Origin of the sequence: Photobacterium toruni, assembly GCF_024529955.1 — a bacterium.
GTDB lineage: Bacteria > Pseudomonadota > Gammaproteobacteria > Enterobacterales > Vibrionaceae > Photobacterium > Photobacterium toruni.
In genome coordinates this window covers 373,076-387,768 of record NZ_AP024854.1, presented here as the reverse complement: position 1 = coordinate 387,768, position 14,693 = coordinate 373,076, and the positions used below count along the sequence as shown (strand labels likewise).

Here is a 14,693-nt window from a genome sequence, read left to right as displayed (position 1 = left end):
CAAAAAAACAATTACACTGAAGTTAAACTACAGCAATTATTTAAAATCAACGCTCAATCAACGCCAGTTCACGATTATTTTGCTTTTTTATCAATAATATACTCAGTAATTGTTAATCCATAACCACTTACAGCTGGCTTTTATAGCGTCGCCAATCAAACACTAATCCAGGATCAGTTTTACGCCCAGGAGCAATAAATTCATGCCCTGTTACCCGCTGTTGAGTAATAGCGGGATACCGCCGCATAATCTTTTGGCTCAGTGCTGCTAAAGTTTCATACTGACTCGGCGTAAAAGGTAAATTGTCACATCCCTCAAGCTCAATTCCGATCGAATAGTCATTACATTTATCTCGACCTTCAAAACAAGAAACACCGGCATGCCATGCACGAGCATTAAACGGCACGAATTGAATAATACTGCCATCACGACGAATCAAACAGTGAGCCGAAACGCGGAACTGATGAATTAATGCGAAATAAGCATGTTCACTAGGATCAAGTTGCCCAGTAAACAGTTGTTCAATATAAGGTCCACCAAATTCACCCGGCGGCAAACTAATATTGTGCACCACCAGTAAAGACACCTCATCATCAGGGCGCGTATCACAAAATGGCGATGGCACGCGCTTAACGTTATCAAGCCAGTGATCGCTATTAATGGTTAAAGTCATATCAACCTCAGAGTAAAAAAACAGGTATCGAGTATCGAGTATCGAGGTAAAAATTAAAACCTTTAAACTCGCCCCTGGTTTCCCTCCCCCTCGAAAACTGATTTTTTTCCCTGTATGCTTTCTTCATCATTCGCGGTAATTTTATTATCGGCAAACTCATGCAATGGATACGACATGACAGCTATGGAACATAAACACGACAGCACCACCCGCCTTGCTTACCTTAAGCAACAACTACCGCTAGAAATAACCCGCGCCGTTGCTGATGCCCTGCGTGAAGATTTAGGTGGCGAAATTGATGCTAGCCTCGATATTACTGCTAATTTAATTGCAGCAGATAGCTACAGCACCGCAACCATTATTACCCGTGAATATGGCGTTTTTTGTGGTCAACTGTGGGCCGATGAAGTGTTTACCCAATTGGGTGATGAAGTGGTCATTGATTGGCATGTCGCAGACGGCGAGGTAGTAAAACCCAACCAAGTGTTATGTACGTTGAAAGGTCCTTCACGCACACTATTAACAGGTGAGCGTAATGCGATGAATTTTATTCAAACCCTCTCTGGCTGCGCGACCCTAACCGCTGAATATGTTAACCAACTGCAAGGCACTAATACTCGCTTGTTAGACACTCGTAAAACCATTCCTGGTCTGCGCAGTGCTCTCAAATATGCAGTTAGTTGTGGTGGTGGTTTTAACCATCGTATCGGCGTGTTTGATGCCTACTTAATAAAAGAAAACCACATCATGGCTTGCGGCGGGATTGAAAAAGCGATTGCTACTGCCAAGCAATTAAACCCCGGTAAACCGGTTGAAGTTGAAACCGAATCGTTAGCAGAATTAGAACAAGCCATTGCCGCAGGCGCGGATATTATTATGCTGGATAATTTCAGCCTTGAAATGATGCGCGAAGCGGTAAAAATTAACGCCGGTCGTGCGGCTCTGGAAAACTCAGGCAATATTACGTTAAGCAATATTCGTGAGTGCGCATTAACTGGGGTGGATTATATTTCGGTGGGTGCGCTAACTAAGCATGTGCGAGCAATGGATTTGTCGATGCGGTTTGTATAACAACAAACAAATTTTTAAACCAACAAATAAGGGATAGTCACAAAACTATCCCTTATTCATATTTTGATTATTGAAAAAAACAATCTTAAATTTGTGGAATTTGCTGTGTAATACAGTGAATATTACCACCACCTAATAAAATTTCACGAGCATCAACGCCATTGATTTCATGGTTAGGATATAAAGAAGCTAGCACAGTTTTAGCTTCTTCATCATGCTCAGGATCTAATAATGGAAATACAATTTGATTGTTAGTAATCAGATAATTAGCATATGAAGCAGCTAAACGTTCACCAGCTTCTCGCCCCATTCCATTTGATAAATCAATACCTTTTGCTTCTTCTTCAGTAATATATAAAGGCCCAGGCATTGGTAGTTTATGCACAATAATATTACGTCCTTTCGCATCTTTTTGTGTACATAATGCATCGTATACTTTGCGTGAAATTTCATACTGAGGATCAGTTTCATCATCACACCAAGTCATTACAACTTCACCTGGTTTTACAACATGCAAAATATTATCAACATGGCCATTGGTTTCATCATTATACAAACCCAAAGGTACCCAAATGATTTGTTCAAGACCAAGATATTCTTTTAGAACATTCTCAATTTCTTCTTGAGTTAAATCAGGGTTACGGCTTGGGTGAAGTAAACATTCTTCAGTTGCGAATAAAGTGCCCTCACCATCAACATGAATTGAGCCCCCCTCAAGAATAATAGGTGCTCGGCAAGAGTGATCACCAAGAATTGCACATACCTTGCTAGCTACCTGATCATCTTTATCCCATGGGAAGTAAAGCCCATCGACCAAGCCTCCCCAAGAATTAAACTCCCAATCAATACCCATGCGTTCTTTATTATTTACAACATAACTAGGACCAATATCACGCATCCATGAGTCATTAGTACTCATTTCGATAACTTGAATATTTTCAGGCAGGCGATGGCGTGCATTTAGATATTGATCTTCATTAACAATCATCGTTACTGGTGTTGTTTTTGAAATTGCGGTAGCCACATTAATAAATGCTTCTTGAGCCGGTTTTGCACCGTAACGCCAGTTATCCGCACGATCTGGCCATGCCATCCAAATAGCCGCATGTGGTTCATGCTCAGCAGGCATACGAAAACCATTTTTTTTAGGCGTTTGATTTGCATTATTCATAAGAAGATTCCTTTTTAATTATATGAAATAAACACTAATTGTTAGAGTCAAAACTTGCAGAGTCAGAAGTTGAAGGTATATTTTTCAATGCCTCCTTCGCTTTATTAGCAATGGCTTGATGAAGAATGTATTCACCCACACCAATAGTAATAATGACGCCGACCAAAACAGGTCCGGTGTAAGCCCAATCAACGACACCACTAAAGATTTGAGGGAAAATAAACAACACAACAGCTTGAGCTATAACTAAGAAACAAATGACACTAATAATCCATTGCATAGCCAAATTTCCAGGCACTTTGAATGGACGCTCAACGGTCGGTTCAGACACTCGTAATTTAATGTATGAAGGAAACATAAATAGGTAAGGTAAAAGGAAGATACAGCTAGAGAATGCAAATACAGACCAGAACAAGCCATCACTATTTTGTGCAAACAATGCGTATGCAACAATTACGATGGTAGATAAAGCACCTGTAATAAAGTTTGCACCTGTTGGCGTATTATGTTTTTTAGAAATAATACCGACAACTTTAGGTAACTCACCTTCAACTGCCGCTTCAGCAGCTGCACGGCTCGCCCCCATAGTCCAACTCACCATATTACCGATGAAGGTTAATAACGCTAATGTACCAATAAATTTAACGCCAAATAGACCAAGTGCACTTGTACCAAATAAGGTTTTAAGTGTGTCGATAATGCCAGACACTAAACCAATTTCTTTTGATGGCAATGCCATAAGAATACCGACGGTACCGAAAACATATAAGAACGCCGTAATACCAATAGAAAGGAATACCGCTTTAGGCATATCATGCACATTTTTCATTTCTTTGGTCATTGTTGCGACGAGTTCAAATCCCATAAGGTTAAAGACAAGCGCAGGCAAAAATTCAATACCAGAATCAAAAGAAGGCAGCATTGCATGAAAACTAAACTCATTAGCAACACCATGCTTAGAGGCATAAATAAAGCCACCAACACCAAGAACTGAAATTACCGTAATCTTTAGAACAGCACCGATATTTGTAACCCACACACCGATATCAACCGATAAGTTACAAATCAAAATAGTGAACCAAGTCAACGCAATACAAATTGCAATTTGTGCCCAAATAGAGAGGTCGGGGTAAAAAATCTCAGCAAACATGCCAGCAAACATGATGTAGACAGCAGGCATCCATAAACCAACGTTAATCCAATAAAACCACGTTGTACGAACGGCCCATTTATATCCAAATGCTTTTTTTACCCAATCATAAATACCGCCATCACCAGGATAAGTTGTACTTAACTCTGAGGTTATTAACCCATAAGGAATTACAAATACAATAATTGTTATTACCCACCAGCCAATAGAACTAACACCAATGGATGCAGATGCAGTTAACGTATCAATTACAATAACGGCACATAAACAAAATAATGCAATATTACCAGGGCCCATTTTTTTATCTAAATTCCCCATAAATATCTCCATTTATTTTTATAAATATATTTTCAATTTATTTAATTTAAATATTAAAATTTCATAAAAGTTCGAGATAAATATTACGCTGCAAGAATAATTTGGACTGTTCCAGAATCACATATCGCTTTATTTTGCTTTGCTATATTAATTTGTGTGATATTCCTCACAAGAATAATTTAATAATAGCTGTAAATTTGGATAATCAATTTTAATTAAACCAACAATCAAAAAATCAAAACATACTTATTATTTTATTTAGATTAATGCTTAATGGATTAATATTATCCTGCACTAAAATTGTTAATGGTATATATCACCGCTGTTTATTATGCAGATTACACTGATATAACAAGAAATATAAAAAGGTATTTATTCGAGATCATCATGATTGCAATACTACAAATGCAATGATAATGGCATTGATTTATTCATAGCTATTACTTTGAATTTATCAACTAATTTTATGGTTAGAGAGGATACGATGAAAAAAGAATCTATGGAGCAAAAACTAGAAAGAATTCATACAGCTGCGATTCTATTAATTGAAAACCGCGATATAAATAAAATTTCCATATATGACATATCTAGAGAGGCTGGCATTGCTAGTTCAACTATTTACCATCATTATCCTAAAGTTGAAGCTATCTTTGAACACCTAATGACAACCGTATTCAAAGACTTTGACAACGTATTACACAATGCAATTATTCCAAGTAAAGTCCATAGTTGGCCTGATATCAATAGAATGATTGAAAGTGCATTTATTGATTTTTATAGAAAAAACAAATTAGTACAAAAATTACTACTCAGCCAACATATATTTACATCCATTCGTCACGCTGATCTTGAAAACGATACACGATTAGGCGTTATCGTTGACTCCATCTATCGAGAATATTTTGATATACCACAACAACCGCCACATATTAACATTTTCACAGTATCCCTTCAGTTGGCGGATAGAGTTTATTCTCTCGATTATAGAAAGCTTGGTGACATAAGTGATGAGATGGCAGAAGAAGCAATTAGAGCAACAGAAGCTTATTTATCATTATATCTGCCACATTTTATTAAAAATAAAAACTGATCTAAATCAATAATCGAAAATACACGGATAAATATATAAATAATCCATTTAAAACCTTATATTTCCCAAAAATAAAAGATAAATATCGATAAGTGATTCCAGTCGATTAATTAATATTTCTAAGGGGTATATTAAAAATCAAATAACACTTGAAAACATTAATATAATAAATGAGGGAATAATTATGAAATTACCATCTTCATCAGCAACTAATTTAAATAAAGAAGGCTTACGTCATTTCCTTAAAACACAAGATTATACAAAAAAAGAATTAGAAGATATTTTGCATCTAATGAAACTTTTAAAAGATGCACGTCATGACAATGCTATTCCTCAATTATTTAAAGGCAAGTCAGTTGCAATGATATTTGAGCAACCATCAACTCGAACTCGTGTTTCTTTTGAAACTGCAGCAACATTATTAGGTGGTCACGGTTTATTCTTATCACCAAAAGATATTCACCTTGGTGCTAAAGAATCACTAGAAGATACCGGCCGTGTTTTATCTCGTATGGTCGATGTAATTATGGCCCGTGTTGATAAACATGAAACTGTTGCAGGTTTAGCCGCAAATGCTTCTGTTCCAGTAATTAATGGTCTTTGTGATTGGTTACACCCTACACAAATTATGGCCGATTTATTTACTATGGTTGAACACTTACCTGAAGGTAAAAAACTAGAAGATTTAACCGTTGCATTTGTCGGTGATGCAACCAACGTATGTTCATCATTAATGTTCGCTTGTACTAAATTTGGTATGACATTCAAACATATTTGCCCTGAACAATTTAAAGCTCCACAAGAATGGGTTGATATCGCTTTAAATAACTGTGAAACATACGGCGGTAAACTCGTTATCACAAACAATACTGATGAAGTTGCAGGTTGTGACATTATCGTCGCTGATAGCTTCTATTGGTTTGGTCAAGAAGACGAAAAAGAAGTTCGTTTATCCACTTTTATCCCTGAATTCGTTGTTACTGAAGAGCTAATGGAAAAAGCGGGTAAAGATGCAATGTTTATGCACTGCTTACCTGCTAATGATCAACGTGAATGCACCCGTGAAGTCATGGAATCAAGTAATTCTATTATCTTTGACGAAGCAGAAAACCGTCTATCTGCTCAAATGGCATTGCTTGTCTATTTAACACATAAATTTATTGAAGAACCAACAGAAGCCGTTCGTAAAGAACACGAAGATAAAATCAATGGTTTCTTAAAAACTTTATAACCTCCCGCCTCCTAGTGTGACCTCCTCTGCGGGTCACACTCCGACTCATCATCTACAGTAAGAGGACTTCTTTATGCGTATTGTATTGGCTCTAGGCGGTAATGCTTTATTGGCAAGAGGACAGGCATTAACAGCCGAAAATCAACGCCAAAACATCAAGAAAGCAGCAAAAAGTATTGCTGCAATAGCAAAAGATAATGAAATTATTGTTATTCATGGTAATGGTCCACAAGTCGGTATGCTTATGGAGCAAAATGCGGTTTACCATGAAGCGTCACCAGCAACCACACCATACCCAATGGATGTACTCGGTGCTGAAACGTGTGGCATGGTGGGTTACATGCTTCAACAAGAAATAAAAAATATTGATAACGCTTTAAATATTGCAACAATTGTTACACAAACATTAATTTCAGCAGACGATCCCGCTTTTTCTAATCCAACAAAATTTGTAGGCCCAATCTACAGCCAAAAAGAAGCCACCAGCATAATGATGAAATCTGACAAAATTTTTAAAGCCGACGGTGATAAATATCGTCGCGTTGTCCCGTCACCACAACCCATCGATATTGTCGAATTGGATCAAGTAGAAACATTACTTAAAGCAGATAATATCGTCATTGCATGTGGTGGCGGGGGTGTTCCGGTTGAGTTTAAAAATAATAAATACCGTGGAATTGAATGCGTAATAGATAAAGATTTAACCGCAGAATTGATTGCAGAAAAACTCAATGCAGAAATGTTTATTATTTTAACTGATGGCTCGGTTTATAAAGATTTCGGAAAAGAAACACAGCAAGAAATGAAACTAGCCACACCTAATGGGCTAGCTCAATTTACCTTCCCAGCAGGTTCAATGGGGCCAAAAATTGACGCCGTATGTAAATTTGTAAATTCAAACAAAGGTGATGCTGCAATCGGCTCTCTATTTGAACTTAATAATATTATCGCCCACCAATCAGGTACGCTCATTACGAAAGGTGAAGGTATTCAGTACTATTCCTAATAATCACAAAATCAAAGGCTCTCATTGTAGGGACGGTGTCTCGCCTTTATTTGATTATTTTGCTGTTAAGAAAAGAAAGAGATTAGCGTCTCTTTCTTTTTCTTTTTTGGGGGAACATAAATAATGAACAATTATTTTAAAGTCGCATTTCAAATATTAAAATTATCCACACCGATTTTTATTGCTGCTATAGCACAAACTGCTATGGGGTTTATTGATACCGTCATGGCTGGCGGTGTCAGTGCTACCGATATGGCGGCGGTTGCAGTCGCCTCTAGTATATGGTTACCCTCTATTTTATTTGGTGTGGGGTTATTGATGGTCATTGTTCCCGTTGTAGCAAGACTCAATGGTTCCGGCAAAAGAGAACAAATACCCAATGAGGTTAAAGCCGGATTTATTATTGCTATTTTGTTATCAATTCCAACCATTTATCTGTTATATAAATCAGGCATTGTGATCAATTACATGGATACAGAGCCCGTATTGGCTGAAAAAACAATCGGATATCTACACGCCATTCTTTTTGCAGTCCCTGCATTACTACTCTTTCAAACATTGAAGAGCTTTTCAGAAGGACTCTCCTACACCGTTCCCGGAATGATCATTGGCTTTATTGGTTTATTACTTAATATTCCATTAAATTGGATTTTTGTTTATGGAAAAATGGGCATTCCACCATTAGGTGGCGTTGGTTGTGGTATTGCAACCGCGATAGTGTATTGGTTTATGTTTTTTATAATGCTTTTTTATACCCAATCCAACAAAAAACTAAAAACATTTAGGATATTACAGCTATCTACCTTGCCAAGCATTCGTACAATATTAAATTTAGTTAAACTTGGATTACCTATCGCACTGTCAATGTTCTTTGAGGTCTCTCTTTTTGCCATTATTGCACTGTTGATAGCACCGCTAGGATCAACGATTGTCGCAGCCCACCAAATAGCGATGAACTACTCAACATTAATCTATATGTTACCAATGAGTATCGGCTCTGCTGCTAGTATTAAAATTAGTCATGCGATTGGTCGCGGTAATATTGAAAGAGCAAAAACAATCAGCCTTTGTGGGTTATTGATAGGTATCTCTGTTGCCCTTTGTACAGCGATTTTAACCGTCATATTTAAACATGAAATATCAAGACTTTATACCGACAGTCCAACTGTCATTATCATCGCCGAACAGTTACTTCTTCTTTCTGCGATCTATCAGTGCAGTGATGCCGTACAAGTTGTCGCTTCAGGTATTCTAAGAGGATACAAGGATATGAAAGCCATCTTTATTTGTACCTTTATCGCGTATTGGATAATAGGATTGCCAATCGGTTACTTACTCGGAGACACTAACTTTATCCATTCAGCCATGGGAGCAAATGGTTATTGGATTGGTTTTATACTTGGATTAACAGCAGCGGCGGCAATGTTAGGGATACGTATGCGGTTAATACACAATACGTACGACAGAAAAAAACACCAACGCCTCAATAATATAGAATAACAATATCAGGAAAGAGCAGGTTTTAAGGGGCGAGATTTCTAGGAAGAACAACTTTCCAAGCCCCGTCATTCCCTACACACCGAGGTTACGAGCGAGATAGGGAATCTACCATCAGCGCGTTGTAGCGTTAATGTTTTTTTACTGCTATCTTTGATAGTCAAATCAGGTCTAGGGACAAGGTTTATAGTTTACGAGCTGCGAGGAAGAGCCGTTTTTATCTCATTACTCACCCTCCTGACTCCTCGTCCCTTATTTTCCTTGATCCCTTTTCTTCTGCTTTTCCTCGTCCCTTATTCACCTCACAACCTGATACTTTTCTGCGCCTCAACTCCAGCACTATTTTGCAATCACTGCAACAACCACATAAATAATTCAAACTGCGCCGAGCAATACCACCACTGTTATTCAATCAAGCACTTAAGCCTTTTATTCTAGTGCCACAGCACGACCCTTTTGTCCATATTGGATGACTTAAAACCTTCAAGGAATAGAATATGAAAAAGCAACAAGGCTTTACCCTTATTGAATTGATGATCGTAGTAGCGATCATTGGTATTTTATCTGCTTTTGCTATACCAGCATATTCAGATTATACACAGCGTACTCGTGTTGCTGGTGCTGTATCTGCTGTAACTGGTTATAAAACAGCAATTGCATTATGTGCTCAAGAGCGAGGACAACTTACTGGATGTTCAGCTGGTTCTAACGGGATTCCAACAGCGATAACAGCTACTGGTACAATCAATTATATATCAGCATTAAGCGTGACTGATGGTGATTTATCAATGACAACAACAGCAGTAGATACAGCAGGAACCGCTCTCACAATTACCATGAATCCAACCTTTACAAGTGGTGTTCTTAATTGGGATTTAGATGGAACAGGTTGTACTGTTGATGGCCGAAGCATCGATTGTTCAGGACAATAATGCAAACCAATCTCGCCTCGATCCTGTTCCAAGCTGACTTAATCAGCCGCGAGCAGGAGCAGCAAATCGTCGAGTCGGTGACGGCGGAAGGGATCAATGTCCCGACCGCCATTACTCGCTTAGGCATCATGGCGGATGATGAACTGGCACGTTCATTATCGCACCTGTTCAACCTAGATCGAGTGGATGTTCACCATTATGACTTTCAAGGTTGCTGTCAAAGTGTCTACCAACGTGAACTGGTGTTACGCCATCGCGTACTGCCGCTTGCGCAAGACAATAGCACCCTTTTTGTTGGCCTTAGCGATCCTACCAATGTCGACGCACAGGATGAGTTTCGCTTCGCTATTGGTAAGAACGTTGAACCATTATTATTAGATAATAAACAACTTGAATCCGCGATTCGACGGGTTTACGGCAGTGATATTGGCGAGGTTAGTAATAGCCGTCAAATCAGTGATGAAGATCTGAGTAACTTAATTGATATTAACGATCTAGAGCTTGATGAATCCACTGATTTAAGCCAAGACAGCGCCCCCGTTACTCGTTATATCAACCAAGTATTAATGGATGCGCTACGGCGTAAAGCGTCAGATATTCACTTTGAACCTTATGAAACCAGCTATCGAATTCGATTTCGGTGTGATGGTATTTTACACCAGCATTTAACGCCACCAGCAAGTTTATCGCGGCGGTTATCGACCCGTTTAAAGGTCATGTCAAAACTCAATATTGCCGAGCGTCGCCAACCGCAAGATGGACGGATAAAACTTAAATTATCTGACACATTGGCAATTGATCTACGCGTTTCTACTCTGCCAACCTTGTGGGGCGAAAAAGTCGTACTGCGAATTTTAGACAGCTCCAGTGCCAGCTTAGACATTGATATTTTAGGCTATAGCGAAACCCAAAAGCAGGCTTATTTAGCCGCTCTCCAGCGCCCGCAAGGCATGATCCTAATGACCGGTCCAACCGGTAGTGGTAAGACCGTATCGCTATACACAGGCTTAAGTATTTTAAACACTGATGAGCGCAATATTTCTACCGCTGAAGATCCAGTAGAGATCAACCTGCAAGGCATTAACCAAGTTCAAATTAATAATCAAGCGGGACTTGGATTTGCCCAAGCCTTGCGATCGTTTCTACGTCAAGATCCTGATGTGGTGATGGTCGGTGAGATTCGTGATTTAGAAACCGCTGAAATCGCGGTAAAGGCAGCACAAACAGGACACTTAGTATTATCAACGCTGCACACCAACTCCGCCGCCGAAACGATTACCCGTTTAACGAATATGGGAGTGGAAGATTTTAATCTCGCATCATCACTGAGTTTGATTATAGCGCAACGATTAGCGCGCCGATTATGCAGTCATTGTAAACAACCACACTTGCTTGATGATCTCACCTGTGAGCGTTTAAAACTGCCACTCGATACAACTGTCTATCAAGCGCATAAAGAAGGCTGTGATGATTGTAATAAAGGCTACATTGGACGAGTGGGTATTTATGAAGTGATGCCATTTAGCCGTGATATTGCCGAAGCATTAATGCAAAAAGCCACCAGCTTACAGCTAGAAGATATTGCTGCCAGTCAAGGCATGCAACGGCTGCGAGAATCAGGGATAGATAAACTGGTTGCAGGCATTACTAGCCTCACTGAATTACAACGGGTACTGCAACTCTAACCGATCAATGGTGTTGATACGATTTAATATCATCACACTCAGGACGATCACTGACTATTATTAAAAAGGATACATTATGGTTGCTGCCACTAAAATTCGTTACTACCAATGGCGGGGCATCAATCAAGCCGGACGTAAAGTCTCGGGAGTGACGATGGGATTTCAAGAACAAGAAGTCCGCCACCAACTCACCGAGCAAATGATCAATATTAAAAAAATTAAACGCACCACGCCCAGCACCTTAAACCGTCTTCGTAATCAGATAAAATCTGAAGATATCACCATGGTCACTCGCCAATTAGCAACCATGGTTGAATCTGGAGTCCCTGTGGTGCAAGCATTAACACTAATGGCCAATAGCCACCACAAAGCAGAAATGCGCGCCACCCTCATTCAAGTAACGAATCAAGTTGAAGCGGGATCGTCATTAGCCAAAGCAATGCGCTCGAGTTCACCACTGTTTGATAAATTCTATTGCGATTTGGTTGATACAGGCGAGCAAACCGGACACCTTGGACAAGTCTTTGGTCGCATTGCGGTGTATCGCGAAAAAGCTGAAGCGATGCGCAAAAAGATCATTAAAGCGATGATCTACCCCTCTATGGTATCGATCACCGCAATATTAGTCACCGTACTCATGTTGGTGTTTGTAATTCCGCAATTTGCCGCAATTTTTAGTGGCTTTGGCGCAGAACTGCCATGGTTTACTCGTCAAGTAATGAAAGCTTCAGACTTTCTGGTTAACTACGGGACTTATCTAGGGGCTGCCATTGTGGTGGCTGTACTGCTGTTTCGCTACTGTTATAAGCATTATTACCGCTTCCACTATCGCATTGATAAACTGAGCCTAAAGTTACCACTTGTCGGTGGAGTATTACTTAAAGCAACCATTTCCCGTTTTGCACGAACGCTTGCCACCACCTTTAATGCTGGTATTCCACTGTTAACAGGTATTCAATCTGCAGCTAAAACCAGTAATAATCTTTATATTGAGCAAGCAATTGATGACGTTTATAACAACACCGCAGCGGGTATGCCTTTATACTTAGCTCTACGTCAAGCTGATGTTTTCCCAGAATTAATGCTACAGATGGTAATGATTGGTGAAGAATCTGGCGCACTTGATGATATGCTCAATAAAATGGCACAATTGTACGAAGATGATGTCGATAATACTGTCGATAACCTTGGTCAAATTCTAGAACCGTTTATTATCATTATTCTCGGTACCATTATCGGTGGTTTATTGGTCGCGATGTACATGCCTATTTTCACGCTAATGAGCGTTATAGGATAATCACAGCTCAATAGCCATGACGTTAACGTTAATCGATATATTTTTTAAGAGAGCACTTCATGGCTGTATTGAGTTATTACCCGTGGCTATACCCACTGTTTGCCACTATTTTTGGTTTGTTGATTGGTAGTTTTTTAAATGTGGTTATTTATCGATTACCAATTATGATGGAACGCCAATGGCGTCAAGAATGTCAGGATTATTTTCCGCAGCTGGATGATCCACACAATGATACAGCGCCATTTAATTTAAGTGTGCCTCGCTCTCGCTGTCCTCATTGTAATCATGCTATCAGTGCGTTAGAAAATATTCCGATTATTAGCTGGTTAGCCCTCCGTGGTAAATGCCGCGAGTGTAAAGCACCAATCAGTAAACGTTATCCTGCAATTGAATTACTAACCGCTATTATGAGCTTAACCGTCGCATTAATGTTACCGCCAACATGGTGGGCAATCGCGGTATTAGGTTGTAGCTTTGCGCTAATTGCGCTGACCTTTATTGATATCGATAAAATGCTGCTACCTGATCAAATCACACTGCCATTAATGTGGGCGGGTATTTTATTGGCTGTCATTGGTATCAGTCCAATTTCATTAACCGATTCAATTATTGGTGCCATGGCAGGATATTTATCACTATGGTCAATTTTTTGGGTATTTAAACTACTAACCAAAAAAGATGGTATGGGTTATGGCGATTTTAAATTATTAGCAGCTATTGGTGCGTGGGTCGGTTGGTCATTATTACCGTTTGTGGTGTTGTTATCTTCCCTTGTCGGAGCGATATGCGGCATTGTCATGCTACGAATGAAACATGAAGATCAACAAACACCGTTCTCTTTTGGACCATACCTTGCTGTTGCTGGCTGGATTGCTATGCTATGGGGCGAACCAATTTTACATTGGTATGTTACTTCATATTTAGGGCTTTAATTGATGGCAGTTGTAATTGGTTTAACGGGTGGCATTGGCAGTGGTAAAACAACGGTCGCTAATTTATTTGGTGCTTATGGCATTGATTTAATCGATGCCGACATTATTGCTCGTGAGGTCGTCGCTATCGGTAGTGCCGGTTTAGCTGCCATTACTGAAAAATTCGGTAATGGCATACTACTTACTGATGGAAATCTTGATAGACACCAATTAAGAGCCACTATATTTAGTGATCCTCACCTTAAAAACTGGCTCAATCAGCTACTTCATCCATTGATCCGTGAAAAGATGTTAGCCGATATAAAACGTGCTACTTCCCCGTATTGCCTACTGATCGTACCCTTAATGATTGAAAATAACCTCCAATCTATGACTGATCGGTTACTGGTGGTTGACGTTGACCAACAAACACAGATAATGCGTACCCAACAGCGAGATAATGTATCGCTTGAGCAAATAAAAAATATTGTTGCCGCGCAAGCATCGCGCCAACAACGGCTCGATGCTGCCGATGATATCATTTGTAATGATGGTGACAATCAGGCACTGTTGACACAAGTTGCTCAGCTACATCAGTATTATCTTGCACTTGCACAAACCGCGAAATAACGCTTAGCGTGCATTCATTATTTTTGTTTTC

The 14,693-nt window shown here is 39.4% G+C and carries 13 protein-coding genes; 10 read left to right on the top strand and 3 right to left on the bottom strand.

Features of this window, described 5'->3' with window-relative positions; translation table 11 throughout:
• Positions 1-127: 127 nt before the first annotated feature.
• Positions 128-673 carry a 1,6-anhydro-N-acetylmuramyl-L-alanine amidase AmpD gene (gene ampD / locus OC457_RS01920; RefSeq protein ID WP_080174503.1) on the bottom strand — a complete coding sequence of 182 codons (546 nt, stop codon included), beginning with the start codon at positions 671-673 and terminating at the stop codon, positions 128-130.
• 183 nt (positions 674-856) lie between these two features.
• On the opposite strand from ampD, the gene nadC reads away from it, so the two are divergent.
• Positions 857-1,744 carry a carboxylating nicotinate-nucleotide diphosphorylase gene (gene nadC / locus OC457_RS01915; protein ID WP_080174559.1) on the top strand — a complete coding sequence of 296 codons (888 nt, stop codon included), beginning with the start codon at positions 857-859 and terminating at the stop codon, positions 1,742-1,744.
• Between the two features lie 85 nt (positions 1,745-1,829).
• Here nadC and aguA read toward each other — a convergent pair whose 3' ends face one another.
• The gene (gene aguA, locus OC457_RS01910) at positions 1,830-2,915 is read right to left on the bottom strand and encodes an agmatine deiminase (protein ID WP_080174502.1); all 1,086 of its coding nucleotides are present in this window, start codon (positions 2,913-2,915) and stop codon (positions 1,830-1,832) included.
• 34 nt (positions 2,916-2,949) lie between these two features.
• On the bottom strand, positions 2,950-4,383 hold the full coding sequence (locus OC457_RS01905) for an APC family permease (RefSeq protein ID WP_080174501.1): 1,434 nt from the start codon (positions 4,381-4,383) through the stop codon (positions 2,950-2,952).
• Between the two features lie 484 nt (positions 4,384-4,867).
• On the opposite strand from OC457_RS01905, the gene OC457_RS01900 reads away from it, so the two are divergent.
• From OC457_RS01900 to coaE, 9 genes are all read left to right on the top strand, one after another.
• Positions 4,868-5,473, top strand: coding sequence for a TetR/AcrR family transcriptional regulator (locus OC457_RS01900; RefSeq protein WP_080174500.1), 606 nt, complete (start codon positions 4,868-4,870; stop codon positions 5,471-5,473).
• A gap of 184 nt (positions 5,474-5,657) precedes the next feature.
• Entirely contained in the window at positions 5,658-6,704 is a 1,047-nt protein-coding gene (gene ptcA / locus OC457_RS01895) for a putrescine carbamoyltransferase (protein ID WP_080174499.1), read from the top strand.
• 73 nt (positions 6,705-6,777) lie between these two features.
• Positions 6,778-7,710, top strand: a complete 933-nt coding sequence (locus OC457_RS01890) for a carbamate kinase (RefSeq protein ID WP_080174498.1) — start codon at positions 6,778-6,780, stop codon at positions 7,708-7,710.
• Positions 7,711-7,833: 123 nt separating this feature from the next.
• Positions 7,834-9,210: an MATE family efflux transporter gene (locus OC457_RS01885; protein WP_080174497.1), complete on the top strand. Its 1,377-nt coding sequence runs from the start codon at positions 7,834-7,836 to the stop codon at positions 9,208-9,210.
• 494 nt (positions 9,211-9,704) lie between these two features.
• Positions 9,705-10,139 carry a pilin gene (locus tag OC457_RS20850; RefSeq protein WP_080174496.1) on the top strand — a complete coding sequence of 145 codons (435 nt, stop codon included), beginning with the start codon at positions 9,705-9,707 and terminating at the stop codon, positions 10,137-10,139.
• Complete coding sequence (gene pilB, locus OC457_RS01875; RefSeq protein ID WP_080174495.1) at positions 10,139-11,824, top strand: type IV-A pilus assembly ATPase PilB; 1,686 nt, start codon at positions 10,139-10,141, stop codon at positions 11,822-11,824. The genes OC457_RS20850 and pilB overlap by 1 nt, the downstream gene beginning before the upstream one ends.
• 76 nt (positions 11,825-11,900) lie before the next feature.
• On the top strand, positions 11,901-13,121 hold the full coding sequence (locus tag OC457_RS01870; RefSeq protein ID WP_080174494.1) for a type II secretion system F family protein: 1,221 nt from the start codon (positions 11,901-11,903) through the stop codon (positions 13,119-13,121).
• 59 nt (positions 13,122-13,180) lie between these two features.
• Positions 13,181-14,053 carry a prepilin peptidase gene (locus tag OC457_RS01865; RefSeq protein WP_080174493.1) on the top strand — a complete coding sequence of 291 codons (873 nt, stop codon included), beginning with the start codon at positions 13,181-13,183 and terminating at the stop codon, positions 14,051-14,053.
• A 3-nt stretch (positions 14,054-14,056) separates the two neighbouring features.
• Complete coding sequence (coaE, locus tag OC457_RS01860) at positions 14,057-14,662, top strand: dephospho-CoA kinase (protein WP_080174492.1); 606 nt, start codon at positions 14,057-14,059, stop codon at positions 14,660-14,662.
• Positions 14,663-14,693 lie beyond the last annotated feature (31 nt).